This window comes from Sphingobium sp. (assembly GCF_041987595.1).
GTDB lineage: Bacteria > Pseudomonadota > Alphaproteobacteria > Sphingomonadales > Sphingomonadaceae > Sphingobium.
Map to the genome: position 1 here is coordinate 17,225 of NZ_JBHIWJ010000003.1, position 26,066 is coordinate 43,290.

Consider the following 26,066-nt stretch of genomic DNA (forward strand, 5'->3'; position numbering starts at 1 on the left):
CGTGACCATGTTGACCAGTCTCAAGGCCTTGCTTTTTTCGTCGGCCGCGATGCGTGCGCCCGTCGACGGGACTGGCGCGCTCGCCGTGCCGGGTGAGGGCGCCGCGGATTTCGCCCAGCTTCTGTCGGGCACCATCGAAGCGGCCCCGACCCTCCAGCCGACAGCCGCAACGGACGAAGGGGGCGCCGCTCCGCCGGCTGCCGATCTCCCCGGAGCCAAGACGCCCGCGATCGACATTCCCGCTGGCGCGCTGCCTCTGGGTCTGGCCACGGCTCTGAACGCGGTGCAGAGCCATCGCAATCCGTCTTTGCCGCTCCCCGCTGGCCTGGCCCAACGGGTGGAGAAGGCGCAGCAGGCCGCTGACGCTGATGTCGAAGAGGCGCCTCCTGCAACATATTCCGACGAGACCGGACCTGTTCCGTCTGTCCTGCAGGAAGCGGTCGATCTTCCTGTGCCGCCAGTGATGGATCTGAAGGATGGCGGGCCGTTGATCGCGGATCAGCCTGTCGTGAAGCCGGACAAGGCAACGAAAGCCCCTGCGTTTCCTGAACAGATGGCAATCGTGACGGCGGACCCGGTCTCCGATGCCACCCTTATTGCGCCGGCGCCGGAAGCAGAGGCGGCCGATCAGGATGAGGACCAGCCCGCGCCGGTTCAGACCGAAGCGGCGCCTCAGTCTTCGTCGGCGCCCATGCTCCCGGCGAATGTCGTGCCGTCTTCTCCCGCCTCTCCGGTTAGCAAGGCGGCGGCAGGCGAAACGCCCCAACCTGCCGTCGCGGCGGCCAGTCAATCGCCGCAACGCGCGCCGACGCCGTCCGGTCCAGAGGCGCGGCCGGAGGATAGCGCTGCCCCATCGGGCAAGGCGGCTTCCGACGCGCCTGCTCCGGATAAGGGGACCGTCGTCATGCCTGCCGCGACCGCGCAGGCCGACGAGCCGTCCCGCCCCGCAATCCCGGCCACCGCGTCCAACACCGCGAACGCACCGGCCGCCAGTCCCGTCCCGATCGCCAGTCCCGTCCCGATCGCCGGTCCTGTCCCGATCGCCAGTCCCGCCCCGATCGCCGGGGAGTCGTCCCTGGCGCGTGATCCGGGCGCTGCGGCACCGCCGGTCCAGCCGGTGAAATCCGAGGCGCTCGCTCTGCTCCAGATGGTGCGTGAACAGGTTGCTGCACGTCCGGCGGGCGCGCCCGTTCGTACGGGCGATCAGGTTGTCCCGGCTCGCGCCAAACCGGAACGGCCCGCCCGGGCGGCTGAAGTCGCCATCGCCAGCCCCGTCCAGCCCGCACTGGCTGATGTCGCTCCGCAGACCGTGGCGTCGCAGCCGTCTGCTGCCCCGACCGCGCCTTCGGCAATTGCCGCTGCGCCGGTCGTCGACCTGTCCGCCAGTCTGGGTGCGCAGGTCGTCGACATGGGCGTTTCCGGACAGTGGATCGACGGGCTGGCCCGCGACATAGCGGGGCTGTCTGCCCATGGTGCGCAGGGCCGGTTCCAGATCAACGCCGATCAACTCGGTCCGGTTCAGGTTGACATCCGGCAGGGACAGGACGGCGCCGCCGTCAGTCTGACCGTTGCCAGCGAGGCCGCGGAAATGGCGCTCCGGCAGGACAGCGACCGGCTGCGTCTGGATGCTGGCTTCGCGGCCGTGCGCATCACCGACCTGAAGATTGAGCGCGCGCCTCATGTCGCGGAAGCCGCGCGGGCCGACAGTCCCGGTCAGCAAGGTTCGCAGCAGCAGCCCCAACAGCAGGCATCCCAGCAGCAATCTGCGCAGACCGCCTGGGCCAACAGCCAGAATATGGGCCAGTCGCAGGGGCAAGGCCGTTGGCGGGCGCAGGAAAATGGCGGCTTTACCCCTAAAAATACCGGCGATCCTGCCGTTCTTAACCATGACGACATGCGTCGGGCGGGCAATGAATCCGTCCGCGCGCGCTATGCCTGATTGGCCTGATACGGGGGATTATGACCGATGAGTGACGACGCAAAGCCGAAGAAGAAGAAGGGCGGGGGCATGAAGATGATCCTGCTGATCGTCATCGCCATGGTCGTGGGCGGGGCGGGGGCTGCTGGCGGTCTTTATGCCGCCGGTTTCTTCACCCACAAGGAGGAAGGCCCCAAGGAAGATCCGAACAAGCCGGTCCTCGTCCTGGCGGGCGAGAGCGCAGAGGAAGTGGCCAAGGCCCATGGCGGCGGCGGTGAGGGGGGCGAAGGCGGCAAGGGCGGCGGCAGCGGTCATCAGCCGTTGCCCGCTGGCGTCCATATCCCCGCCAAGGGCATCGATCTGCCCGTCCCGGCCAATCCCTCGGCCTATCAGGCAACCTATTTTCAGCTTCAGACGCCGTTCACCTCGAACATGTCGGACACGGACGCCTTCGCGCAGATTTCCATCGCGGTTTCGACCTATTACGACATGCGCGTGATCGAGGCGATCAAGACCCATGAGACGGCGATTCGCAGCCAGGTTTTGATGATGCTGGCGCAGCAGCCGGTGGAGGCGCTGTCGACGCCGGAGGGCAAAAAGGCCCTTCAGGGGAAGATCCGGACCATAATTAACGACATTTTGAAGCAAAAGACGGGCTATGGCGGCGTCGATAACGTTTATTTTACCAATTTCGTTATTCAATAGGCCTGCCTGATCGCGTGGGAAGTCCCTCACCGTGACGGCAGGGGACATTCATGACCGACGTTCAGTCCTATGCCTTCGGGCGAGGGGAATCGCAGGCGCCGCTGATGCTGTCAGGGCTGGACCGGCTGGGCGAAAAGCTCGGCCGGCGCCTTCGCGCCCTGATTGAGCCGATTGCGGGCGCCCGTCCGCTTGTCGTCGCGCAGGATGCGCGGGCGCTGGAATTCGGCGCCTGGAGCGCGGAAGTGCCCGCCTTTTCCAGCATCGGCGTCTATCGGCTGGCCCCGCTCAAGGGGCAGGTGCTGCTGCGGCTGGACGCTGCGATGATCTCCACGCTGGTCGACTGTTTCTATGGCGGCATCGGCAATCGCCCGCTGCCCTCGCGCGGCGAGTTCACGCCCACCGAAGACCGGCTGATCGCCCGCATTTCCGATGCGGTCATGGCACGTCTGGTCGAATGCTGGAGCGACATGCTGGCCGTCGAACCGGCGCTGGTGGTGCGCGAAACCGGCATCGGCTTTGCCGCCGCGGCGCAGCCGGGCGAACAGATGGTGCTGCAACGCTTCAGGATCAGCATTTCCCGCGATCAGGAATGGCCGATCGACCTGCTGTTTCCGCTTGCCGCGTTGCGGGCGGTCGAGCCGCTGATGGGGACGAAGCTGCCGGTTGACGAGGAACGCGCCGATCCGGTGTGGCAGGCCCGCATCGCATCGCGCATGCGCGACATCCGCCTGCCCGCCCGCACGGTGCTGGCGCGTCCCAATCTCTCGCTCGCCGAGCTGATGCAGCTCAAGGCCGGCGACATCATTCCCGTCACCATCAACCGCAGCCTGCCGCTGATCGTCGGCGACCGCATCGTTGCCCATGGCTCGATCGGCGACCAGGATGGCCGCGCCGCATTCCAGATCGAAAAGCTTGCACAGGAACCCGGACAATGAGCGACATGAGCGAAGCCCCGCGTCTCGACGGCGTCGGCGAAGACAGCGTGAGCCGCATGGTGAACAACCGCCAGTTCCGTCTGCTGGCGGACATCCCCGTCCGCATGTCGGTGGAGGTCGGGTCGACCTCTCTGCGCCTGGCCGAGGTCATGGACCTTTCCGAAGGCAGCGTGGTCGAACTGGACCGGCAGGCCGACGATCTGCTCGACATCATGGTCAATGGCGCGCTGATCGCGAAGGGCGAGGTGGTGACGGTGAACGGCCGCTATGGCATCCGCATCGTCGAGATCGCCGCGACCGAAACCCGTCTGGCGGGCGTCGAGCGGCGGGGTTGATCGCAAGCCGCTGATTTTAGCGCTTGCCTTGCGCGCCATTCTTTCCGAACGGATGACGCATTAACCATAGTCGCGGAAAGCCTTTGCATGATCTGGTATTTCGTCAAGCTGCTGATCCTGCTGCCTCTTGTCGGCGGCATGGCCTTCGGCGCGCTCTGGCTCTGGCGCAAATATCAGCCGGGCATGATGGTGGGGCAGAACGACCGCTCGCTCAAGCTGCTCGAAGCGCTGCCGATGGGGACTTTCGGCAAGCTGGCGGTGGTGGAATTCGAGGGGAAGAAGATCCTGCTGTCGGTGACCCGCGGACGGATCGAGAAGATCGCGGAAGGCGATCCTTTTCGTGCGCGCTAGATTTTTTCTGATCGGCGGCCTTGCCCTGGCCGCCGGACTCCTGCTGGCGGAACCCGCTCTGGCGCAGGCCGCAGCGCAGGCCGCCCCCGCCGACAATGGCGGCGCGCTGACCCGCGCCATGGGCCAGATTTCGGGCGATGGGCGCTCGCTGTCGCTGTCGCTGCAAATCCTGATCCTCATGAGCCTGCTGACGGTGTTGCCGTCGCTGATCCTCATGATGACCAGCTTCACCCGCATCATCATCGTCCTGTCGCTGCTGCGTCAGGCGCTGGGTTTGCAACAGACCCCGCCCAATCAGGTGCTGGTCGGCCTGTCGCTGTTCCTGTCGCTGTTCGTGATGCGGCCCGCCATCGACCAGATCAACGCGCAGGCCTTCGACCCCTATGGCAAGGGCCAGATCCCGATCGAGGAAGCCGTCGGCCGCTCGGCCAAGGTGCTGCATGGCTTCATGACCAAGCAGACGCGGGAGACCGACCTCAAGCTGTTCCAAAATCTGGCCGAGGCGCCCGCCTTCCGGTCGCCCGCCGACATTCCCTTCTCGATCCTGCTGCCCGCCTTTGTGACGTCGGAGCTGAAGACCGCCTTCCAGATCGGCTTCATGATCTTCCTGCCGTTCCTCATCATTGACCTAGTGGTGGCATCCACGCTGATGGCGCTGGGCATGATGATGCTGTCGCCCACGATCATCTCCATGCCGTTCAAGCTGCTGCTGTTCGTGCTGGTCGACGGCTGGGCGCTGACCATGGGGTCGCTCGCCGGCTCCTTCGCGACATAGAGGCCCTGAGATGGAGAATGCCGATTTCTTCATGGGGCTGGCGCAACAGGCGCTATGGATCACGGCGCTGGCGGCAGCGCCGATCCTGATTCCGGCGCTGATCGCGGGCGTGCTGATCGGCATGATTCAGGCCGCGACGTCGATCAACGAACAGACGCTGAGCTTCATTCCGAAGATCCTGATCGTCGGCGCCATGCTGGTGCTGTTCGGCGGCTCCATCATGGTGCTGATCGCCGATTTCACGCGCGAGATTTTCGAACGCATCCCGGACCTGCTCCAATGATCGCGCCGGGCTTCGCCAATGTCGAAGTCCAGCTCTGGATATGGCTGATCGCCATGATCCGGCCGGGCGCAGCCTTCATCGCCGCGCCGGTTTTCGGCGCGCCCTCCGTTCCGGTGCAGTTGCGGCTGATCCTGTCGCTGGCGCTGGGCATGGCGGCGCTCAACAGCGTGCATATCGTTCTGCCCCAGGACGGCGTCGCCAGTTTCGAAGGCATCATGCTGGTCGCGGGCGAAGTGCTGGCCGGGCTTGCCATGGGGTTTGCGGTGCAGATCGGCTACGCCGCCGCGCTGGTGGCGGGCGAAGCGATCGGCAACACCATGGGACTCAATTTCGCGGCGATGGTCGATCCCTCCTCGGGGCAGGCCACGCAGGCCGTGGGGCAGTTTCTCTCGATCCTCGCTACGTTTCTGCTGCTGGCCATGGACGGGCATCTGATGCTGGTGAGCTTCATCGTGCAGAGTTATCAGGCACTGCCGCCGGGCGGGCCGATGCTCAGCAACGATGCGGTCTGGCATCTCATCGAATTTGGCGGCGCGCTGCTGGGCGCAGGGCTGACGATCGCGCTGCCGGTCGGTTTCGCGCTTGTGCTGGTGCAGATTGTCATGGGCATGCTGTCGCGCACGGCTCCAGCGCTCAACCTGTTCGCGGTCGGCATGCCGGTGGCGCTGATGGCCGGGCTGATCCTGCTGGCGATGACCGTTCCGGTCATGGGCGAAGGGATCACGGTGGCGCTCAAGGCCGGGCTGGATCAGGCCCAGGCCATTTCGGAAGGGCGCTGAGCCATGGCGGAGCAAAATGGCAGCGGCGAAAAGACCGAAAAGCCTACAGCCAAGAAGCTGAAGGACGCGGCCAAGAACGGTGACATCCTTCAGTCCCGCGATCTGGCGACGGCTTTGGTGGTGATGGCAGGGATCGGCTGGATCGCGGTAACCGGCCCGTCGGTGGTCAAATCCCTGTCCGACATGCTGATCGAGGCGCTGCGCTTCCGGCGGGAGGATATCGTCAATTTCGCCCCCGCCGACCGGGGAATGAGCCTGCTCTCCGGCATTGCCCTGCCGGTGGCGGGGATCCTGCTGGCGACGCTGCTGGCTGCCATTGCCGGGCCTGCGCTATTGGGTTCGCTGGGATTCCGTCCCGGTGCCTTTGCACCCAAGGCGTCGAAGCTCAATCCCGCCTCCGGTCTCAAGCGCATGTTCGGGCTTCAGGGGCTGATCGAACTGGTCAAGTCGATCGCAAAGGTCTCGCTGCTGGGCGCCATCGGCGTGTGGATGATCTGGGACAGGCTGACCGAGATCGTCGGGCTGGGCAAGGCCGGTCTCGCGCCCGCCATGGCAGATCTGGGCAATATCTTCATCATGACCTGTCTGGTCATGGCGGGCGGGTTGTTTGTGATCGCCGGGATCGATGTGCCGGCACAGCTGTTCCAGCGCGCCAGGCGGCTGTCGATGAGCAAGCAGGAAATCAAGGACGAGCATAAGGAAAGCGAAGGCTCGCCGGAACTCAAGGGGCATATCCGCCGCCGCCAGTTCGAGGTGCTGAGCGGTTCCACCCGAAAGGCGGTGGCCGAAGCCAGCGTCATCATCACGAACCCGACCCATTTCGCCGTCGCGCTGCGCTACAAGCCGGGGCAGGACGGAGCGCCCGTCGTCGTGGCGAGGGGCTGCGATGCGGTGGCGGCGGCGATCCGCGACCTGGCCGATCAGAATGGCGTGACGGTGCTGCAATATCCCGAGCTGGCGCGCGCCATCTACTTCACCTCCCGCGCCGGGCAGATCGTCAACGAAGGGCTGTATATGGCGGTCGCAACGGTGCTGGCCTTCGTCTTCCGGGTAGAAAATCGGATGGCCAGCGAGATGGACCGGCCGTTCATCACCGTGCCCGACGATCTCCGCTTCGACGGAGATGGCAAGAAAATATCATGATTTCAGAATGTTGGCCAGAAATGCAGTAAAATTACGATCCTTAACTCAAGTTTAGGTCTTATTATCCGTATAATATTGGCGGGGACGCATTAAGATGGTGCGTCATGAGCGACTATTTATCGCGGAATGAGATATCGCCGGTCGAGCGCAGCGTTACCCGCGCTCCGTCAGCCGTGTCCGCCGTTCAGCCGGTTTCCGCCTCAGTTACGGTCAACTCCAATGGCCGGTCGACTGGAAATGCACAGCCCGAGGAACAGGCGGCGGCGGAGGTCGATATCGCCAGCAGTGCCGAATATGCCAGGGTGCATGCCCGCATAGCCGACATATTGGCCGATCTGCGATCGCAAGGCAGCAGCGCGACCGTCGATGGCGCAGCGGAGGAAATCCAGTCCATGCTGCCTGCGCCGCAGGTGCTGGTGCCCCTGCCGCCCGCTTCGAAGGAAGCGGTGGAAAGCTCCATCCGCATCGCCAGGCGCATCGCGGAGCAGGTTGCTTATGCCCATGCCGCGCAGGCCAACGTGCGTCGCGGCACGGTCGATCACATCGTAGCCGCCGGGGTTTGAGAGTCTGTTTGGCGGTGCGCGGAAGCGCGCATCTCGATGCCGTGCCAGCCCTCTGCCCGACCCGGCCAATTATATGATACTTCCGTTGGGTAGCCGGATCGCGGGCGAGAGGGGTGCCGCCGCCATGGGCCGAAAGGCGCACTTGCAGACAGTCAGCGAGACTCGGCTTTGCTTTTTTGAACCCTGACGCAAATCATTCCTAAAGGTCTTGGGCTTAGGGCCGTTCTTGCATTTGAAAGGACGGCCCAATGACTTCGGTGAGCAGCAGCATCTTGACGGCGCTTGGCGCGGGATCGGGCATCGACACGGCCTCGCTCGTTTCCAGCCTGGTCAGCGCGGCCAAGGAGCCCAAGCAGACCGCCATCACCAGCCGCCAGACGACGAACAGCGCGCGCATTTCGGCGCTGGCCTCGGCCTCCAGCTCGCTCGACACCTTCGCCGATGCCCTGAGCAGCCTGCTGTCGGGCACCGGCTATTCGGGGACGCCCGCTTCCAACGACACGAGCATCGCCGCGGTCAGCGCGCTGCCGGGCGGCACGCCCGCCGGGCTGCCCGCGCAGATCGAGGTGCAGCAACTGGCCTCGGCTCGGACGCTGGCGTCGACACCCGTGTCCGGTGCCACCTCCAGCACGGCGGTTGGCGAGGGCCAGCTGACCCTGAGCGTTGGCGGCAGCAGCGCCACCATCACCATCGGTTCGACCAACAACAGCTATGCCGGCCTCGCCACCGCCATCAACAATGCGGGTCTGGGCGTCACGGCGTCGGTCGTGACCGATACGCAGGGCACGCGGCTGGTGCTAAAGGGGCAGACCGGCGCAGCGAATGATTTTTCCCTGACCAGCGTGTCGGGAACCGATCTTGCCCAATTCGCCTGGAGCGGCACGGACAGCAGCACGATGGTCTCCAAGTCCGATCCCAGGGACGCGATCATCAAGCTGGACGGTGTAGAGCAGCATTATGCCAGCAACACGATCGACAGCGCGATTTCCTACCTGCGGATCGACCTGAACAAAGCTGCGCCCGGCACCATGGTCACGCTGGCGACGAGCGAGCCAACGACGTCGATGCGCGACCTGATGGTCGAATTCGTCGACGCCTACAACACACTGATGAAGGCGCTGAACACGGCGACGGCGACTGGCACGGATTCGTCGAATGCGGGCGTGCTGAACGGCGAATCGTCGATCCGCGACATGAAGCGGCAATTGTCGGCCATGGTGTCGACCGCGCTGACGGGCAGCGGAACATACCGGACGCTGAACGACATCGGCGTCAGCACCAATCGCGACGGCACGCTGTCGCTGGACACGGCGGCGCTGGACAAGGCGATCGCGGCGGACCCGACGGCGATCACGCAGATGCTGAACCCTTCGGTCAAGACGGCCACCAACATCGGTCTGGCCGGGATGATGGACAGCGTGCGCGACAATATCCAGAAGGATGGCGGCCCGCTCGCTACGTCGCAAAGCAAATATAAGGCGCTGGCCAGCGATCTGAGCGATCAGCTCGACAAGCTGGACTCGCAGATGACGGATTATCAGGCGCAGCTGACCAAGGTCTATTCGGCCATGGAAACCCGGCTGTCCGCCATGAAGGCGACGCAGAGCTATCTGGAGCAGCAGGTGGCGCTCTGGACCAAGAGCGACAATTGATAAAAAGGGGTCAGCACGGACATGTTTTATAATCATGGCAGCTTTGGTGGCGGCATGGCGGCGCGCCGTTATGCGGCGGTGCATTCGGGCAGCCGGATAGAGGGGGCGACGCCCCATGCGCTGGTCAAGGTGCTGTTCGACGAACTGCTGCTGGCGCTGGACGCCGCCGCGCTGGCCGAACGGAGCGGCGACCGCATCAAGGTGTCGGACAAGCAGGCCCGTGCCATGTCGATCCTGTTCGCGCTCGAATCGAGCCTGGATTTCGACAAGGGCGGCGATATCGCGACCGGCCTTGCACAAATCTATCGCGAAGCCCGCCGCCTGCTGCTGGTGGGGGCCAAGGAACGCAAGGCCGAGCCGGTCGAACAGGCCCGCGTCATGATCGGCGAGATTGCCGAGGCGTGGAACCAGATCGGGTAAAAAGGCCAATCCCGTCCCTGTCGCATGGGGTTGCGCCTTTGGGGGCGCCCCTGTATAGGCAGCGCTCGCAAAGGGCGGCCCGGCGGGGGCCGCCTTTTTGCGTTTCGGAACGTGTTACACATCAGCCCAGAAAGGGAAGGTCCATGTCGATTACGCCGCTCATGCCCGTTTACCCCCGGTGCGATGTACGCCCGGTCCGAGGCGAGGGCTGCTATCTGATCGGGGAACGCGGCGAGCGCTATCTGGATTTCGCCAGCGGCATCGCGGTCAACCTGTTGGGCCATGGCCATCCGAAACTGGTCAGGACCATTGCCGATCAGGCCGCGACGCTGATGCATACGTCAAATCTCTACGGCATGCCGCTGGGCGAAAAATTCGCGCAGCGTCTCGTCGACACGACCTTTGCCGACACGGTGTTCTTCACCAATTCGGGCGCCGAGGCGGTCGAGTGCGCGATCAAGACGGCGCGCCGCTATCACTATGCCAATGGCGAGGCGCACCGGCACAAGATCGTGACCTTCGACAACGCCTTCCACGGGCGGACGCTGGGAACGATCTCCGCCACCAGCCAGCCCAAGATGCGCGACGGGTTCGAGCCGCTGCTGCCCGGTTTCGACGTGGTGCCTTTCAACGATCTGGCGGCGGCCACTGCTGCGGTCGATGAAGACACGGCAGCGATCATGCTGGAGCCGGTGCAGGGTGAGGGCGGCGTCACGCCTGCCACGCAGGAATTTCTCTCCGGCCTGCGCAAGCTGTGCGACGAGAAGGGCCTGCTGCTGATCCTGGACGAAGTGCAGTGCGGCTACGCCCGCACCGGCACCTTCTTCGCGCATGAGCAATATGGCCTGACCCCCGACATCATGGCGGTGGCCAAGGGCATCGGCGCGGGCTTTCCGCTTGGCGCTTGCCTCGCGACGGAGGAAGCGGCCAAGGGCATGGTGTTCGGCACCCATGGATCGACCTATGGCGGCAATCCGCTCGCCATGGCGGTCGGTCTGACCGTGGTGGACGAGGTGCTGGGCGAGGGCTTCCTCGATCATGTCAAGGCGATGGGCGCGCGTCTGCGTTCGGCGCTGGAGCAGCTTATCCCCAATCATGACGGCATGTTCGTGGACGTGCGGGGCATGGGCCTGATGCTGGGCGTCAAGATGACGGACAGCTATGATGCGCGCAATTTCGTGGCGCATCTGCGTGACCATCATGGCCTGCTGGCGGTGTCGGCGGGGCAGAATGTCGTGCGCATCCTGCCGCCCCTCGTCATCGAGGAAAGCCATATCGCCGAGTGCATCGAGAAGATTTCCGCCGGTGCGCGGAGCTTCGCGAACGCGGCCTGACGCCAATCATCCCCCTCCGTTCGACGCGATCGGACGGAGGCTGGGATTGGGGGTTATCATGACCAGACATTTTCTGAATCTATCCGATGCCGGCGGCGATGCGATCGCCGCCATGATTGCCGACGCCATCGACCGGAAGGCGGCGCGCAAGAGCTGGCCCAAGGGACGGGCCGATGCGGATGCGCCGCTCGCCGGGCATACGCTGGCGATGATCTTCGAGAAGAATTCGACCCGCACCCGCGTATCCTTCGACATGGCGATCCGTCAGCTTGGCGGCACGTCGCTGATCCTGGACGGCGCGACCAGCCAGCTTGGCCGGGGCGAGACGATCGCCGATACCGCCCGCGTGCTGAGCCGCATGTGCGACACCATCATGATCCGCACCGACGATCATGCGAAGATCGAGGAAATGGCGCATCATGCGACGGTTCCGGTGATCAACGGCCTGACCGACATGTCGCATCCCTGTCAGATCGTCGCGGACCTGCTGACCGTGGTGGAACATGGCGTGGCGCTGCCCGGCAGCCAGTGGGCGTGGCTGGGCGACGGCAACAATGTCCTCCACTCGATCGTCGAGGCGGCGGGGCTGATGAAGTTTGACGTGCGCATCGCCGTACCGGAGGGCTATGATCCCAATCCGTCCTTCGAAGCGGAGGCCCGTGCACTGGGCGCGCAGATCATCCACAGCCGGGATCCGCAGGCGGCCGTGGCGGGCGCCGATATCGTCGTCACCGATACGTGGATCTCCATGGGTCAGGCCCATGCCGAGGAAAAATTGAAGGCGATGATGCCCTATCAGGTGACGCCTGATCTGATGGCGCTGGCCAGGCCGACAGCCAAATTCCTGCACTGCCTGCCTGCGCATCGCGGCGAGGAAGTGGTGGAAGCGGTGATCGACGGGCCGCAGTCGGTGATCTGGGACGAGGCGGAAAACCGCATCCATGCCCAGAAGTCGGTGCTGCTCTGGGCGCTTGGTCGCCTCGGTTGAGTTTGGCGGCCGCCTTCCTATCTAGGGCATCGTGCGGGAAAGTGGGAACCGATTTCCCGCTTAAAACGATGCGCCAACAAGAGCTTGGAGCGCGCTGCGTCTGATTTGACGCAGCGCGCTCCGGCAGCATTTGACTGGCCCGTGCGATCACGGGTCCCACGGAGTCCGACTTGACCTCAACCGCTTCGCTCGACCAGGCCCTTGGCTTTACCATCCCCTCGCGTCATGCGCGCGGGCGGATCGTGCGGCTGGGACCGGTCCTTGACGATGTGCTGGCCGCGCACGCCTATCCCCCGCAGATCGAGCGGCTGCTGGCCTCCGCGCTGGTGCTGGCGGGGCTGCTCGGCACGACGCTCAAGGATGCGGGCGGGCAGCTGACCCTTCAGGCGCAGACTGAAAATGGCGTCGTCAGCCTGCTGGTCGCCGATTACAAGGGCGGCGAAGTGCGCGGCTATGCCAAGTTCGACGCCGACCGGCTGGCAGAGCTGGGCGCCAATCCGACGCTGTTCGGCCTGTTCGGCAAGGGCTATCTCGCCATTACCTTCGATCAGGCGGTATCGGGCGAGCGCTATCAGGGCATTGTGCCGCTCGACGGCGAATCGCTCGCCGACGCGGCAGAGCATTATTTCTTCCAGTCAGAACAGATTCCCAGCATCATCCAGATCGCGACCCGTCATGATGCGGGCGAGGGCTGTCTGGCTGCGGGCCTGCTGCTTCAGCATCTGCCGGAGGGCGAGGTGGGGCGCGAGCGATTGCATGTGCGTCACGACCATCCCGAATGGGAGCATGTGCAGGCACTGGCGCATACGCTCCAGGATGCAGAGCTGACGGATGGCAGCCTGCCGCTCACCGACATCGTCTGGCGCCTGTTCCATGAAGAGGATGAGGTGCGGGTGACCGAACCGACTGCGCTCACCAAGGGTTGCCGCTGCGATCTTGGCCATATCCGCAGCGTGATCGGCCGATTCCCGGCGGAGGAGCGGGCCGAAATGGCCGACGATCAGGGGATCATCGGCGTCGATTGCGCCTTTTGCTCGCGCATGTTCCCGGTGGCGCTCGACAGTTTCGGGCAGGGCTGACCGCGCCATCCCGCGTCGCTGCCGCCCGCGGGGAATCATTTCGCTATCAAATTGCCGCAATTGGGAGGCAAGGGGTTTGGCGGAGTCGCGTTCCCGCGTGCACGGCGCGCAACAGATGAAGGCTGGACGAATGGGTTTGCGCACCCTGATGGCAGTGATGGCGATGATGATGGCGGCCTGGCCCGCGGGGGCGGTTGCGCCTTCGCCCCGGCTCGCCAAGGGGCTGGAGCCGGGCGAATGGGAATTGCGGGAGCGCGGCGGCGGGGGCGAGGTCCGGCGGCTCTGCATTTCCGATTTCCGCCAGTTTTTGCAGGTTCGCCATGCCCGTGCGAGCTGCCGGAGCTTCACCGTCAGCGAGACGCCGACCCGCCTGATCGTGACCTATGAATGTGGCGGCGCGGGCAATGGACGGACCGATCTGCGCGTCGAAACGGCGCGGCTCGTTCAGATCCAGTCGCAGGGCATTGCCGATGGTGCCCCTTTCGAGTTCGCGCTGGAGGGACGGTGGGTGCGCCCCTGTTCCTGAGTCGACCCGCTTGCGCTCATGCGCCGGGAGGGGTAGCGCGAACCCATGGTTGCCAATGAAGGAAAATTCGCCGTCGTTCTGCTGTCGGGCGGACTCGACTCCATGGTCGCGGGAGGTCTCGCGCGCGAAGCCGGTTATCGCGTTCTGGCGCTGACGATCGATTATAATCAGCGCCATCGTCTGGAATTGCAGGCGGCCGCGCGCGTCGCGTCGGCGCTCAACGCCCTTTCGCATATCGTCCTGCCGCTCGATCTGAGCGCCTTTGGCGGATCGGCCCTGACCGCCGACATCGCCGTGCCCAAGAGTGGCGTTGGAGAGGGCATTCCGGTCACCTATGTGCCTGCGCGCAACACCATCTTTCTGTCGCTGACGCTGGGGATGGCGGAGGTTGCGGGCGCGAACGACATCTATATCGGGGTCAATGCGCTCGATTATTCCGGCTATCCCGACTGCCGCCCCGAATTTATCGAGGCCTTCCAGAATATGGCGGCGCTTGCCACAAAGGCGGGGGTCGAGGGCAATCCGATCCGGATCAACGCGCCGCTCCAGCATATGAGCAAGGCCGACATCGTGCGGGAAGCGCATCGGCTGGGGCTGGACGCGGGGATGAGCTGGTCCTGCTATGATCCGACGCCCGACGGCAAGCATTGCGGCCTGTGCGACAGCTGCCGCCTGCGATCCAAGGGGTTCGAGGAAGCGGGCCTGCCCGATCCCACCATTTATGCGGTAAAGCCCTGACGCCATGAGCTATGCCGTCAAGGAAATGTTCCTCACGCTTCAGGGGGAGGGTGTGCATGCCGGACGCCGGGCGGTGTTCCTGCGCTTTGCCGGCTGCAACCTGTGGACCGGGAGGGAACAGGACCGCACAACTGCGATCTGCCGGTTTTGCGATACGGATTTCGTCGGCACCGACGGCGAGGGCGGCGGCAGGTTCGCCGATTCGGAGAGTCTTGCCGATGCGGCTCTGATTTTTTGGGGCGCGGGCGAAGAAGGGCGCTATATCGTCCTGACAGGCGGCGAGCCGATGCTCCAGATCGACGACGCGCTGGTGGACGCGTTGCACGCGCGCGGCTTTGCTATTGCGATCGAGAGCAACGGAACCTTGCCCGCGCATCCGGGGCTGGACTGGGTTTGCATCAGCCCCAAAGCCGGAAGCGAGGTGGTTCAGCGTCGCGGCAATGAGCTGAAACTGGTCTGGCCGCAGCCGGGGCGGGGGCATAGCCTTGCCGATGTGGAGGCGATGGAGGATTGGGCATTCGACCATTTGCTGGTTCAGCCGCTCGATGACCCCAAGGCTGCGGAAAATGTGCAGGCGGCGGTCGATCTGGTCATGGCCCGCCCGCGCTGGCGGCTCAGCCTCCAGTCGCACAAATATCTGGGCTTGCGTTAATCCTCTTCAGGGCTGCGCGCCGGTCTTCTGATTCCAGGCAATCTGACAGGCGGGCACCATCTTGCCCTTCTTCCAGCATTTGGGATCGAAAGACGGCAGGTTCAGCGAATAGCTGCGCCCCGGATCGCCATAAAATTGCTCGCCCGCGAGGATCAGCGATTTCTTGATGGAGCCCAGGCCGCCGCGCGCCACTTCGTTCAGCGTGCCCCGCTGGGCGAAGATCGCCTGCCGTCCGACCAGCGCCGCCGCCTGGCAGAAGCCACGTTGAGCCTGCACGGTCGAATAGCCCGAATAGATGCGCGTGCCATATTGGTCGGACGCCATCTGCCCCGGCTTCCCCTTGCCCACGGTGCGCTGGAAATAGCCGAGCAGCGTCGCCTGTGCCGCGTCCAGTTCCGCGTCATGATGGGCGATCATCGCGTTATAGTTGCTGATAGACAGCAGGGTGGGTTCGAACTGGCATTGCAGCGCCGCGACATTGAGCGCGGCGCGCAGGTTCCACACCAGCCCCGCCTTGATCTCCGCCGCGGTGGCGCCGGGCAGGCCCAGAGCCGTCGCGGCCTCCGCATCGGTCAGCGGCGGCGTCGAGAAATCGGGCGGCGACCAGAAGAACTGCGCCGACGCCGGTTGCACGGTCATGACCGTCAGCCCCAGAGCGGCAAGACGCAGAGCGGAACGGAAAGTCATCGAAAATCCCCTTGTCGGACAACAGCTTTTGATCTGGCTGGAGGGGGCTGTATCACGGCTGAACGCCCCTGCCAGCCCCCTATTGGTCCGACAGCACTTCGGTATCGGCGGCAGGCTTTTGCGCTTTGTCCTCCGTGGACGCGGCGGCGGCGGGAGCGGCGGCATTGTCGCTGCGGTTGGCGGGCAGCGCCATCGTGGCGCCTTCGCTTTGCACGCCGTCCAGATCGGTCATGGCGTCGCTGACCGTGCCGTCGACCACTTCCATATGGTTCATGGGGACGGTGGTGCTGGTCTCTTTCTTGCTGCCGCATCCGGCCAGCCCCAGGCAGCCCGTCACAAGCAAACTCGTCCAAACCGTCTTCGCGTCAAGACGCATCCGGGTCTCCTTCAAGCCTTAAAAAGCATGCCCGGTAGCCCCCCACCTGGCGAAAGCCGCGACCCTAGCGGCCTGTCCCGCATTGCTCAACCCCTTCCCCGTCGGGCGTGGGGCAGCGGCGCAAGCGCCCGATAAAGGCCGGGAAATGAGCCTTCAAAGCGGCGTCGAGGTCGGCCATCGATGCTTTTACGCCCAGCGCCGCCATGCTGGTCACCGGATACTCGGCAAGACCGCACGGCACGATGCCCCCGAAATGGGACAGGTCGGGGTTCACGTTGATCGAAAATCCGTGCAGCGTGACCCAGCGCCGCACCCGGATGCCGAGTGCGCCTATCTTCGCCTCGCGTCCCTCCAGATCGTCGGTCCAGATGCCGATGCGGCCCTCCGCCCGGCGGGCGGCGATGCCCAGATCGCCCAGCGCGCCGATCATCCAGCCCTCCAGATGGTGGACGAAATTGCGCACATCCCTGCCCCGTTCGCGCAGGTCGATATTGAGATAGCCGATCCGCTGACCCGGCCCATGATAGGTATAGCGCCCCCCGCGCCCGGCATCATGCACCGGGAAGCGCGGATCGAGCAGCTCGTCCGGATTGGCGCTGGTGCCTGCAGTATAGAGCGGCGGATGCTCCAGCAGCCAGACCCGCTCCGTCGCATCGCCCTCGAATATTGCCGCTGCCCGCGCCTCCATATCGGCCAGCGCCGCCGGATAATCGACCGGACTGGATTCCACGGTCCACTCGATATTTCGGGCGGGGTCGGACGGGGACAGGGACGGCATGGCGTTTCCTTGACTTGGGCCGGGCGAGCGATCAAGTCTCACCCGCAAATTTCTAGGCATCGTAAAGAGAACAGGGCACAAAGATATGGCGACAATGTCCATCGGCAAGGCTTGGGAGGAGGCTGTCGCCTTCGTCTCGCGCGAAAGCAGCCTGCTGTTTCCGGTCGCCCTGCTGTTCGTCGCCCTGCCGGGACTGATCCTTCAGGAAATGACGCCCCCGGAACTGGCGAACTGGAATATGGCGGAATCGAGCCTGCCGCATGTTCCGGGCAGCTTCTGGATCGCGATGATGCTGGCGGTGGTCATCATCTGGTTCGGGTCGCTGACCCTGTTCGCGCTGGCCCTGCGCCCTGGTATCAGCGTGGGCGAAGCGCTGCGCCTCAGCTTTGCGCGGCTGCCGGTTTTGCTGGGCACGGCGATGGTGGTGGCCGGTTTTCTGGCCGGGGCGGTGATCGCCGCCATGCTGGTCGTGACTGCCCTGACCCTGATCGCCAAGCCGCTGGGGGCGACTCTGGGCCTGCTGCTTGGGGCGGGGGTGGTCATCGCCACCATTTTCGCCAGCGTGCGGCTGCTGCTCCTCAATCCGGTGGTGATTGACGGGACGGAGGGAGTCATGACCTCGCTGCGTCAGGGCTGGGCGCTGACCCGCGGGCATTTCTGGCGGCTGCTGGGTTTCATGCTGGTGTTGACTTTGCTGTCGGCCATCGTCGGCGGCGCCGCGCAGGCCGTTTTCGGACTGATCGGCACGCTGATCGGCGGGCAGACGGGCGGGCGGCTGACCGGCGGCGTGGCGGCCGCCGCCGTTTCGACGGTGGTGCAGGTCTATATGCTGGTCATGCTGGCCCGGCTCTATCGTCAGGCCGTAAGCTGACCCAGCATCGGCACATGGGGCGCCGCGTCGGGCGATAGCAGCCCGGCCAGCCGCGGATCGGCAAAAATCTCTACCTCCCGCTTATAGGGCAGGAATCCCGCCTTCCGGTAGAAGCCCAGCGCCGCCGGGCTGTCGAGCGTGCAGCTATGCACCCAGAAGCGCGTCACATCCTTACGCCAGGCAAGCGCCTTGGCCTGCGCCATCAGCCATTTGCCGAAGCCCTTGCCGACATGCTGCGGGACCAGCCCGAAAAAGGCCAGTTCGCAGTCCGGCAGGGACCGGAAATCCAGTTCCAGCAACCCCACCTCGACCCCGCGCGGGTCGGTCGCCGCATAGATCTGGACGGCAGGGTCGTGGATGATGGCGCTGAGCGCCTCGTCGCTCATCGCCAGCCGGGAAAACCAGAGCCACGGCTCGCCCACGCGGCGGAACAGCGCGCGATAGGCGTCCAGCGCGGGGGCCTTCCACGGCACCAGTCGCAGCGGCGCAGGCGGGATCGGCGCGGGACGCGGCCGTTCCCGCATCTCCAGATGGGTGACGATGGTGGCGATCTGGCCGTCGGGAACCGGGGTCAGGCTCATCAACTGCGTCAGCTCCAGCTGGCCATGGGTGGCAGGCTCATCAATATGGCGTCGATATTGCCGCCGGTCTTGAGGCCGAAAAGCGTGCCCCGGTCATGCACCAGATTGAATTCGGCATAGCGGCCGCGCCATTCCAGCATCTGGGCATAGTCCGCCTCCGACCAGCTCTCGTTCATGCGGCGCCGGACGATGGGCGGGAAGGCCTTGAGAAACGCCTCGCCCACATCGCGGGTGAAGGCGAAATTGGCCTCGAACGCGGCATCGTCCCCGCATTCCAGGTGATCGTAGAAAATCCCGCCGACGCCGCGATGGACGTTGCGGTGCGGAATGAAGAAATAGTCGTCGGCCCATTTGCTGAAGCGGGGATAATGGTCCGGACCATGGGCATCGCAGGCGGCCTTCAGCACCGCATGGAAATGGGCCGTGTCTTCGTCTCTTGGAAGCGGGGGATTGAGGTCCGCGCCGCCGCCAAACCAGCTTTTCGCCGTTACCAGATAGCGGGTGTTCATGTGCACGGCGGGAACATGCGGATTGGCCATATGCGCGACCAGACTGATGCCGGTGGCGAAGAAGCGGGGGTCTTCGGCCGCGCCATGGATGGTCTTGGCGAACTCAGGGGAGAAGGCGCCGCTTACGGTCGAGACGTTGACGCCGACCTTCTCGAATATCTTGCCCTTCATGACGCCGCGCACGCCGCCGCCGCCTTCACCCAGCGTCAGGCCGGGCGCTTCGCGGTCCCATGCGCTGTAATCGAAGCGGGCATCCGACCCCGCCTCCCGCTCGATCGCTTCAAATTCGGCGCAGATGCGGTCCCGCAGCGATTCGAACCAATGGCGGGCGGCCTGTTGCCGGGGATTCAAAGCCAATGTCATTTCAGGGACTTTAGTCATTGCGGAAAACTTCCAGTCTGGCGAAGGGCCTCTGCGATCGCGATGCCCGTCGAAACGGCGATGTTCAAGGACCGAAAGCCCGGCGCCATCGGAATGCGTACGCGAACATCGGCCAGATCGCGCACGCTGTCGGGGACGCCTGCGCTTTCCGACCCCATCAACAATATGTCGTCCGTGCGGAATTCGACATCCGGCAACCGCTGCGAAGCATGGCTGCTCATCAGCATCAGGCGCCGCCCTTCGGCCCGGCGGGCGGCATCGAAGGTCTCGAAATTGGCGTGGCGGGTGATGTCGGCCGACGCGCCATAATCCATGGCGGCCCGCTTCAGCTTCGCATCGGAAAAGGCGAACCCCATCGGCATGATGATATCCACGGGCACGGAAAAGCAGGCGGCAAGACGAAGGATCGCGCCGACATTGCCAGCGATTTCGGGTTGATAAAGGGCAATACGCATGGCCCGGGCCATAGAACAGTGCGGTTAATTGTCATAGCCTGTCTAAATTGCTTGGCAAAGGGCGTATCCTACGGTTATCAGGCCTGCAAACCGCGCCAGGGGGAAAGGCGCGTCCACTTGCCTGGGCGCCGCGGCTCTCCCGATAATCATAGCCAAACAGGCAATGCGGCGGGGCCAGTGACGTTCTTGCAAGGGTTGAGGTGCATGACGACTGTTGAGCATGTGGAGAGTGAGGGGCCATCGGGGGGCGAGGGTGTTCGCCGCCGCGATTTCATCAACATCGCAGCCGTGAGCTTTGCGGGAGTCGGCGCGGTCGCGGTCGTGGTGCCGCTGATCGACCAGATGAACCCCAGCGCCGACGTTCTGGCCCTGGCGTCGACGGAGGTTGATCTCTCCGCGATCCAGCCGGGTCAGGCGATCAAGACGACCTTTCGCTCGCAACCGCTGTTCGTGCGGCACCTGACCGAGAAGGAAATCGCCGAAGCCGACAAGGTCGATCCGTCCACCCTGCGCGATCCGCAGACGCTGGAGGAGCGCACCGTCGACGGCAAGAAGCAGTGGCTGATCACCATGGGCGTCTGCACCCATCTGGGCTGCGTGCCGCTGGGCGCGGGCGAGGGTGAGAATCGCGGTGAATATGGTGGCTATTTCTGCCCCTGCCACGGGTCTTCCTACGACACCGCGGCCCGCATCCGCAAAGGCCCCGCGCCGAAGAACCTGGAAGTGCCGAAGTTCAGCTTCACTTCCGACACCGCCATTCTTGTGGGTTGAGGGGATATAAGATGAGCTTTCCCTGGGCTGAACATTATACTCCCAAGCATCCCGCGATGCAGTGGATCGACGAGAAGCTGCCGCTTCCGCGCCTCGTCTACAACGCCGTGGGCGCAGGCTATCCGGTGCCGCGCAACCTCAACTATTTCTGGAACTTCGGTGTTCTGGCCGGCCTGGCCCTCGTCATCCAGATCGTCACCGGCGTCGTCATGGCGATGCATTATGGCGCCAACGCCGCTGTCGCCTTCGACACCGTCGAACACACGATGCGCGACGTGAATGCGGGCTGGCTGATGCGTTACGCTCATGCCAATGGCGCCAGCTTCTTCTTCATCGTCGTCTATCTGCACATCTTCCGCGGCCTCTATTTCGGTTCCTACAAGGCGCCCCGTGAAATGGTCTGGCTGCTGGGCCTTGTCATCTTCCTGTTGATGATGGCGACGGCGTTCATGGGCTATGTGCTGCCCTGGGGACAGATGTCCTACTGGGGCGCGAAGGTGATTACCGGCCTGTTCGGCGCGATCCCGGTCGTGGGCGAGCCGATCCAGACCTGGCTGCTGGGCGGTTTCGCGCCGGGCAACGCGTCGCTGAACCGCTTCTTCTCGCTGCACTTCCTGCTGCCCTTCGTGATCGCGGCGGTCGTGATCCTGCACATCTGGGCGCTGCACATTCCAGGCTCGTCGAACCCGACCGGCGTGGAAGTGAAGGGGCCTCAGGACACGGTGCCCTTCCACCCCTATTACACCGCGAAGGACGGTTTCGGGGCGGGCGTGTTTCTGATCCTGTTCGCGATCATGCTCTTCTATGCGCCCAACTATCTGGGCCATCCCGATAACTATATCGAGGCGAACCCGCTCTCGACGCCTGCGCATATCGTGCCGGAGTGGTATTTCTGGCCCTTCTACGCGATCCTGCGCGCTTTTACCGTGGACTTCTTCTTTGTCCCCGCGAAGCTGCTGGGCGTGCTGGCGATGTTCGCGTCGATCCTGCTGCTCTTCTTCCTGCCCTGGCTCGACACTTCGGCAGTGCGTTCGGGCAGCTATCGCCCGACCTTCAAGAAGTTCTTCTGGATCCTGATCCTGGACGTGCTGGTGCTTGGCTATTGCGGCGGCGCGCCCGCGGCGGAACCCTATGTAATGATCTCCCAAATTGCGGCGGCTTATTATTTCGCCCATTTCCTGATCATCCTGCCGCTGATCTCGCGCTTCGAAAAGCCGCTGCCGCTGCCCAATTCGATTACGGAGGCAGTGCTGGCAAAATATGGCAAGACCGACGGCGAACCCGTCGCGGTCGCGGCCGAATAAGGGGAGTTGACAGGCATGGTACGCATTGGCGCATTTCTTGTCGGGCTCTTCTTTGCCGGCTGGCTGCTCGTGTCCTTCCTGGTCGGCGCGGTGGCCTATGTCACCGAACCGCCCGCGGCCACGGTGGAGCATGAATTTCACCGCAATCCCAAGGAAGTGTCCTTCTCGTTCGACGGTCCCTTCGGCAAGTTCGATCAGGCGCAGCTCCAGCGCGGTTTTCAGGTGTTCAAGGAGGTCTGCTCGGCCTGCCACAGCCTGAAGTTCGTCGCTTTCCGCGACCTCAAGGGCATTGGCTATAATGAAGCGGAGATCAAGGCGATCGCCAAGCAGTGGGCGATCAAGACCCCCGACGTCGATCCCAAAACGGGCGAGATGTCGACCCGCGACCCGATCCCTGCGGATTATTTCCCCAAGCCCTTCGCAAACAATGTCGCGGCGGCGGCGGCGAACAACAATGCGATCCCGCCGGATCTCTCGCTGATGACCAAGGCCCGCCATCATGGCAGCGCCTATGTCTATTCGCTGCTGACGGGCTTCCAGCCGCAGCCGGCCGAACTGCTGAAGGAATTCCCGGATGCGAAGACGCCGGAGGGGCTGCACTACAACCCCTATTTCGCCAACCTGAACCTTGCCATGGCGCCGCCGTTGACGGCCGATGGTCAGGTGACCTATGGCGACGGCACCAAGGCGACCGTCGACCAGATGTCGCAGGACGTCGCGGCCTTCCTGACCTGGACGGCCGAACCGAAGCTGGAAAACCGCCGCCGTGCGGGTCTGGCGACGATCTTCTTCCTGCTGATCGCAACGGGCTTGGCTTACATGGCCTATCAGAATATCTGGGCGGACAAGAAGAAGGCCGCCTGATTACGGTCTGACGCAGAAAAATGGGAGGGGCGCGGTTTCGAAGGAACCGGGCCCCTTTTCTTTTGAGGGCAGATATGAGCGCTGACAGTCTGGCGGCCCTGGTCCGCACCATTCCCGACTTTCCCAAGCCGGGCATCCAGTTCCGGGACATCACGACCTTGCTGGCGGACAGGCAGGGCCTGAGCGAACTGGTGGGACGCATGGCTGCGATTGCCCGACCGCTCGATCCGGATTTCATCGTCGGGATCGAAGCGCGGGGCTTCATTCTGGGCGCGGCGCTGGCCCATGCGCTGGGCACGGGTTTCGTGCCGGTGCGCAAGAAGGGGAAGCTGCCGGGCAAGACCGTCGGCATCGATTATGTGCTGGAATATGGCACGGACAGGCTCGAACTGCATGAAGGACAGATTCCTGACGGAGCGCGGGTGCTGCTGGTGGATGACCTTATAGCGACGGGCGGGACTGCGCTGGCGGCGGCGCAACTGATTCGCGAACAGGGGGCATCCGTGCTCATGGCGCTGTTCGCCATCGACCTGCCCGAACTGGGCGGTATGGCGGCGCTGGAAGCGGATGGCGTTGCGTCAGAGGCGATCATCGCCTTTGAGGGGCATTGACCGCGTGGTTGAGCGAGCCTGGCATGGCCTTACCGCCAGTCTGCTCGCACATGGGCGGTAAGGATGAAAGCGGCCCTTTACCTCCCGAATATTCCTTCCCAGCCATCCCGCAAGCGTGAGGGGCGCGAGATCCGCTGCGCTGAAAGCACGGTTTGGTCGCAGCGGGGATTGCCGGGCACTAGAGCGGTTTTCGATCTGATTGAATCAGACCGCCGCTCCAAGTCTTTTGTTTGCTGCGATTTCTTAACCGTCAGATGATGCCATCTGACTGGAAATCGCTCTATGTTCGCCATTGGCCAATGGCGGCCCCGCAGATCCTCAGTCGCCTAGCGCGCCCGCCATCATGTCCACGGCCTGGGCCAGCCGCTCGTCCAGCAGCGCGAGCAATTGCGTCCAGCCAAGCATGTCGGCCAGTTCGCCCGGCCCGTCGGAAATGCCGCGCAGCCCCATGACCGGCACCCCAAAGCGCTGACAGGCGCGGACCACGGAAAAGGTTTCCATGTCGACCATGTCCGCATCGATCCCGGCATAATCTTCGCCGCCGACGATATTCGCGCCGGTAGACAGCCGGGCAGCGCGCAATTCCAGCGGCGTATGCAGCGGCATTTCGGCCGGATGGTCGGAAAAGGGCGTGATGCCCTTGGGAAAGCCAAGGCGCGAAGCATCCATGTCGCGCCAGGAGACGCTGGCGACCTGATAGACCTCGCCCAGCGTGCAGATGCGCGATCCGGCCGATCCGAGCGAGACGACCAGATCGGGCAGGGACTGACGCCGTTCCATGTCATGCAATGCGATGCCGGTATTGAGCGCGGCTTCCACCGGCCCGACGCCGATCATGAGCGGGTCGAATCGGGCCTTGAGATGGGGACCATATTCATCCTCCACCGCCATCACGAACAGGACCCGCTTGTTCGCTATCATTTCCGCGCGCGGCATCGCAGCCTCCCTTTGCTCGCGCCGCTATGTCAGGGCAAGCGCGCGAGCAGCGCGCTCATATGCTGATCTGCGGTCAGGGCGGCGCTCCCCTCAATCAACCAACATTCGCCCTGCCGCCACGGCTGCCCGTCGATCGTGCCGGCCCCCGCCAGCGGAATGAACCATAGCGTCTCGCCCTCGATCTGCTGCTGCGTGCCCGCTCCGGCCTGCATCATGTCGAGAAGGAAGGGTGTGCCGGGACCGGCGACCAGCCTTTCCTCCGCCGTCGCCGGCACGATGCGGTCGGGCATCGCATAGGGCGCGGGAAGGCTGACCGCCATGGCCTCTTCCAGATGCAATTCGCGGGGGCGGCCATAATCATAGAGGCGATAGGTGACATCGTTATTCTGCTGGACCTCCACCAATGTCACGCCGCCGCCAATGGCATGGATGGTCCCCGCCGGAATATAGTAGAAGCTGCCCGGCTCGACCGGTTTCCAGTCCATCAGTCCTTCGATGCTGCCATCGAGCGCCGCGGCGCGCAGTTCCTCAGGCGTCAACTCCCGGGTCAGCCCGATGCCCAGCCGCGCATCGGGCCGCGCATCCAAGATATACCAACATTCGGACTTGCCGCCCGCCAGTCCACATTCCTGCGCCTGCGCGTCATTGGGATGGACCTGCACCGACAGTTTCTCGCTGGTGAAGATATATTTGACCAACAGCGGCAGATTTTTGTCCTGCTCTGGCGAGAACCACAGCTCTCCGATGCGCCTGCCGTCGGCGGCGGCGATATGGCCGGGAATGTCGGTGCGGCCCCAGGGCTTTTCCACCGCGTGGGCAAGAAGGCGGGTCGTCGTCATGCAGTTCCTTATGAAAGTCTTTTCCGCGAGGCAAGCGGCTCTGCCGCGAAAGAAGGGCTGAATTCAGACCCCGGCTAGCCGGGGCTTGGCAATGGTAGCGCTATACAATAGCCTTGCGAAAGGACAGCCGCCAATCGCCTTTGTCCCGGCCCCGCCTCCCATTTTTAGGACATTTGAGAATATATGAGCCGCATCCTGCTGGAAATTTGCGTAGAGAGCATGCCGGACCTGGAAAGCGCGATCAGGGGCGGCGCGGATCGGATCGAATTGTGCGGCGCGTTGGCGCTCGGCGGGCTGACGCCATCGGCGGGTCTGGCCCGACTGGCGGTCGAAAGGCTGCGGGCGGGCGGCAAAACCGTGCGTGCCATGGTGCGTCCGCGCGATGGCGATTTTGTTTATGATGCGGCCATGCTGGATACGGCCGTGGCGGAAGGTGCGGCGCTGATCGACGCGGGGGTGGACGGGCTGGTCTTCGGCGCGGTGCGCAACGGGGGGCTGGACGCGGATGCCCTGCGCGGCTGGGTCACGGCGATGCGGAAAAGACGTGGAAATATCGGGCTGACGCTGCATCGGGCAATCGATCTGGCGGATGATCCTTTGGCCTCGGTCGATCTGGCCGTCGAGCTGGGCTTCGATCATATCCTGACATCGGGCGGAGCGGTGAAGGCGCTCGACGCGCTGCCGGTGCTGGCGGCCATGCACCGGCGGGCCGGCGGCAGGATCGTCATCATGCCGGGATCGGGCATCCGGGCAGCCAATGTGCGGCAGCTGATCGCCGCGACCGATGTGCAGGCGGTTCATGCGTCGGCCAGCATGGAAGGCTACGCGCCAGACCCGCGGGCATTGACGATGGGCTTTGCGCTGGGGGCGGCGCGGCGGACCTCGCTGGCTGAAGTCCAGGCCTTGCGCGCGGCGCTGGACGCGTGA

The 26,066-nt window shown here is 64.3% G+C and carries 32 protein-coding genes; 24 read left to right on the plus strand and 8 right to left on the minus strand.

Annotated elements, in window-relative coordinates; all coding sequences use genetic code 11:
* The first annotated feature begins 7 nt into the window (after positions 1–7).
* The 18 genes from ACFC3J_RS01320 to queE all read left to right on the plus strand — a co-directional run bounded on the left by ACFC3J_RS01320 (position 8) and on the right by queE (position 15,176).
* Positions 8–1,939, plus strand: a complete 1,932-nt coding sequence (locus ACFC3J_RS01320) for a flagellar hook-length control protein FliK (RefSeq protein ID WP_375194499.1) — start codon at positions 8–10, stop codon at positions 1,937–1,939.
* Between the two features lie 27 nt (positions 1,940–1,966).
* Positions 1,967–2,623, plus strand: coding sequence for a flagellar basal body-associated protein FliL (gene fliL / locus ACFC3J_RS01325; RefSeq protein ID WP_375194410.1), 657 nt, complete (start codon positions 1,967–1,969; stop codon positions 2,621–2,623).
* Positions 2,624–2,673: 50 nt separating this feature from the next.
* Positions 2,674–3,558 carry a flagellar motor switch protein FliM gene (locus ACFC3J_RS01330; RefSeq protein WP_375194411.1) on the plus strand — a complete coding sequence of 295 codons (885 nt, stop codon included), beginning with the start codon at positions 2,674–2,676 and terminating at the stop codon, positions 3,556–3,558.
* On the plus strand, positions 3,555–3,893 hold the full coding sequence (gene fliN / locus ACFC3J_RS01335; protein ID WP_192668608.1) for a flagellar motor switch protein FliN: 339 nt from the start codon (positions 3,555–3,557) through the stop codon (positions 3,891–3,893). The genes ACFC3J_RS01330 and fliN overlap by 4 nt, the downstream gene beginning before the upstream one ends.
* An 87-nt stretch (positions 3,894–3,980) precedes the next feature.
* Positions 3,981–4,244 (plus strand): FliO/MopB family protein, encoded by a 264-nt coding sequence (locus ACFC3J_RS01340; RefSeq protein WP_375194412.1) that lies wholly within the window; start codon positions 3,981–3,983, stop codon positions 4,242–4,244.
* Entirely contained in the window at positions 4,234–5,019 is a 786-nt protein-coding gene (gene fliP / locus ACFC3J_RS01345; protein ID WP_375194413.1) for a flagellar type III secretion system pore protein FliP, read from the plus strand. The genes ACFC3J_RS01340 and fliP overlap by 11 nt, the downstream gene beginning before the upstream one ends.
* A 10-nt stretch (positions 5,020–5,029) precedes the next feature.
* Entirely contained in the window at positions 5,030–5,302 is a 273-nt protein-coding gene (gene fliQ / locus ACFC3J_RS01350; RefSeq protein ID WP_192668605.1) for a flagellar biosynthesis protein FliQ, read from the plus strand.
* Positions 5,299–6,081, plus strand: a complete 783-nt coding sequence (gene fliR / locus ACFC3J_RS01355; protein WP_375194414.1) for a flagellar biosynthetic protein FliR — start codon at positions 5,299–5,301, stop codon at positions 6,079–6,081. Before fliQ ends, fliR begins: the two co-directional genes overlap by 4 nt.
* A 3-nt stretch (positions 6,082–6,084) precedes the next feature.
* Entirely contained in the window at positions 6,085–7,224 is a 1,140-nt protein-coding gene (gene flhB / locus ACFC3J_RS01360; protein WP_375194415.1) for a flagellar type III secretion system protein FlhB, read from the plus strand.
* 104 nt (positions 7,225–7,328) lie between these two features.
* Positions 7,329–7,787 carry a hypothetical protein gene (locus ACFC3J_RS01365; protein ID WP_375194416.1) on the plus strand — a complete coding sequence of 153 codons (459 nt, stop codon included), beginning with the start codon at positions 7,329–7,331 and terminating at the stop codon, positions 7,785–7,787.
* Positions 7,788–8,035: 248 nt separating this feature from the next.
* Positions 8,036–9,439, plus strand: coding sequence for a flagellar filament capping protein FliD (gene fliD / locus ACFC3J_RS01370; RefSeq protein WP_375194417.1), 1,404 nt, complete (start codon positions 8,036–8,038; stop codon positions 9,437–9,439).
* 21 nt (positions 9,440–9,460) lie between these two features.
* Positions 9,461–9,859: a flagellar export chaperone FliS gene (gene fliS, locus ACFC3J_RS01375; protein ID WP_375194418.1), complete on the plus strand. Its 399-nt coding sequence runs from the start codon at positions 9,461–9,463 to the stop codon at positions 9,857–9,859.
* Between the two features lie 143 nt (positions 9,860–10,002).
* Positions 10,003–11,193 (plus strand): aspartate aminotransferase family protein, encoded by a 1,191-nt coding sequence (locus ACFC3J_RS01380; RefSeq protein ID WP_375194419.1) that lies wholly within the window; start codon positions 10,003–10,005, stop codon positions 11,191–11,193.
* A 58-nt stretch (positions 11,194–11,251) separates the two neighbouring features.
* On the plus strand, positions 11,252–12,181 hold the full coding sequence (gene argF, locus ACFC3J_RS01385; protein WP_375194420.1) for an ornithine carbamoyltransferase: 930 nt from the start codon (positions 11,252–11,254) through the stop codon (positions 12,179–12,181).
* Between the two features lie 170 nt (positions 12,182–12,351).
* Positions 12,352–13,260 (plus strand): Hsp33 family molecular chaperone HslO, encoded by a 909-nt coding sequence (locus tag ACFC3J_RS01390; RefSeq protein ID WP_375194421.1) that lies wholly within the window; start codon positions 12,352–12,354, stop codon positions 13,258–13,260.
* A gap of 130 nt (positions 13,261–13,390) precedes the next feature.
* A complete protein-coding gene (locus ACFC3J_RS01395; protein WP_375194422.1) occupies positions 13,391–13,786 on the plus strand; it encodes a DUF3617 domain-containing protein in 396 nt (131 codons plus the stop codon).
* Between the two features lie 45 nt (positions 13,787–13,831).
* Positions 13,832–14,524 carry a 7-cyano-7-deazaguanine synthase QueC gene (gene queC, locus ACFC3J_RS01400; protein ID WP_375194423.1) on the plus strand — a complete coding sequence of 231 codons (693 nt, stop codon included), beginning with the start codon at positions 13,832–13,834 and terminating at the stop codon, positions 14,522–14,524.
* A gap of 4 nt (positions 14,525–14,528) precedes the next feature.
* Complete coding sequence (gene queE, locus ACFC3J_RS01405) at positions 14,529–15,176, plus strand: 7-carboxy-7-deazaguanine synthase (protein WP_375194424.1); 648 nt, start codon at positions 14,529–14,531, stop codon at positions 15,174–15,176.
* A 6-nt stretch (positions 15,177–15,182) separates the two neighbouring features.
* Here the strand turns inward: queE and ACFC3J_RS01410 are convergent, their stop codons facing one another.
* The 3 genes from ACFC3J_RS01410 to lipB form a co-directional block, all read right to left on the minus strand.
* On the minus strand, positions 15,183–15,863 hold the full coding sequence (locus ACFC3J_RS01410; protein ID WP_375194425.1) for a hypothetical protein: 681 nt from the start codon (positions 15,861–15,863) through the stop codon (positions 15,183–15,185).
* A gap of 79 nt (positions 15,864–15,942) precedes the next feature.
* A complete protein-coding gene (locus ACFC3J_RS01415) occupies positions 15,943–16,239 on the minus strand; it encodes a hypothetical protein (protein WP_375194426.1) in 297 nt (98 codons plus the stop codon).
* 64 nt (positions 16,240–16,303) lie between these two features.
* Positions 16,304–17,017 carry a lipoyl(octanoyl) transferase LipB gene (lipB, locus tag ACFC3J_RS01420; RefSeq protein WP_375194427.1) on the minus strand — a complete coding sequence of 238 codons (714 nt, stop codon included), beginning with the start codon at positions 17,015–17,017 and terminating at the stop codon, positions 16,304–16,306.
* Positions 17,018–17,102: 85 nt separating this feature from the next.
* Between lipB and ACFC3J_RS01425 the strand changes: the two genes are divergently transcribed.
* Positions 17,103–17,888, plus strand: coding sequence for a hypothetical protein (locus tag ACFC3J_RS01425; RefSeq protein WP_375194428.1), 786 nt, complete (start codon positions 17,103–17,105; stop codon positions 17,886–17,888).
* On the opposite strand, the gene ACFC3J_RS01430 is transcribed toward ACFC3J_RS01425, so the two are convergent.
* The 3 genes from ACFC3J_RS01430 to ACFC3J_RS01440 are packed head-to-tail and all read right to left on the minus strand — an operon-like array spanning position 17,873 to position 19,826.
* Positions 17,873–18,469 carry a GNAT family N-acetyltransferase gene (locus tag ACFC3J_RS01430; protein WP_375194429.1) on the minus strand — a complete coding sequence of 199 codons (597 nt, stop codon included), beginning with the start codon at positions 18,467–18,469 and terminating at the stop codon, positions 17,873–17,875. The genes ACFC3J_RS01425 and ACFC3J_RS01430 overlap by 16 nt on opposite strands.
* Positions 18,470–18,477: 8 nt before the next feature.
* Positions 18,478–19,341: an oxygen-dependent coproporphyrinogen oxidase gene (hemF, locus tag ACFC3J_RS01435; RefSeq protein WP_375194430.1), complete on the minus strand. Its 864-nt coding sequence runs from the start codon at positions 19,339–19,341 to the stop codon at positions 18,478–18,480.
* Between the two features lie 14 nt (positions 19,342–19,355).
* Positions 19,356–19,826, minus strand: coding sequence for a tRNA (cytidine(34)-2'-O)-methyltransferase (locus tag ACFC3J_RS01440; protein ID WP_375194431.1), 471 nt, complete (start codon positions 19,824–19,826; stop codon positions 19,356–19,358).
* Between the two features lie 192 nt (positions 19,827–20,018).
* On the opposite strand from ACFC3J_RS01440, the gene petA reads away from it, so the two are divergent.
* The 4 genes from petA (at position 20,019) to ACFC3J_RS01460 (ending at position 23,364) form a co-directional block, all read left to right on the plus strand.
* Positions 20,019–20,585 (plus strand): ubiquinol-cytochrome c reductase iron-sulfur subunit, encoded by a 567-nt coding sequence (petA, locus tag ACFC3J_RS01445; RefSeq protein WP_375194432.1) that lies wholly within the window; start codon positions 20,019–20,021, stop codon positions 20,583–20,585.
* Positions 20,586–20,596: 11 nt separating this feature from the next.
* A complete protein-coding gene (locus tag ACFC3J_RS01450; RefSeq protein WP_375194433.1) occupies positions 20,597–21,889 on the plus strand; it encodes a cytochrome bc complex cytochrome b subunit in 1,293 nt (430 codons plus the stop codon).
* Between the two features lie 15 nt (positions 21,890–21,904).
* Positions 21,905–22,753, plus strand: a complete 849-nt coding sequence (locus tag ACFC3J_RS01455; protein ID WP_375194434.1) for a cytochrome c1 — start codon at positions 21,905–21,907, stop codon at positions 22,751–22,753.
* A gap of 74 nt (positions 22,754–22,827) precedes the next feature.
* Positions 22,828–23,364, plus strand: coding sequence for an adenine phosphoribosyltransferase (locus ACFC3J_RS01460; RefSeq protein WP_375194435.1), 537 nt, complete (start codon positions 22,828–22,830; stop codon positions 23,362–23,364).
* Positions 23,365–23,682: 318 nt separating this feature from the next.
* Here the strand turns inward: ACFC3J_RS01460 and ACFC3J_RS01465 are convergent, their stop codons facing one another.
* Both ACFC3J_RS01465 and ACFC3J_RS01470 read right to left on the minus strand, forming a co-directional pair.
* On the minus strand, positions 23,683–24,285 hold the full coding sequence (locus ACFC3J_RS01465) for a 5'-methylthioadenosine/S-adenosylhomocysteine nucleosidase (protein ID WP_375194500.1): 603 nt from the start codon (positions 24,283–24,285) through the stop codon (positions 23,683–23,685).
* A 44-nt stretch (positions 24,286–24,329) separates the two neighbouring features.
* Complete coding sequence (locus ACFC3J_RS01470; RefSeq protein ID WP_375194436.1) at positions 24,330–25,139, minus strand: class I mannose-6-phosphate isomerase; 810 nt, start codon at positions 25,137–25,139, stop codon at positions 24,330–24,332.
* Between the two features lie 183 nt (positions 25,140–25,322).
* On the opposite strand from ACFC3J_RS01470, the gene ACFC3J_RS01475 reads away from it, so the two are divergent.
* A complete protein-coding gene (locus tag ACFC3J_RS01475) occupies positions 25,323–26,066 on the plus strand; it encodes a copper homeostasis protein CutC (protein ID WP_375194437.1) in 744 nt (247 codons plus the stop codon).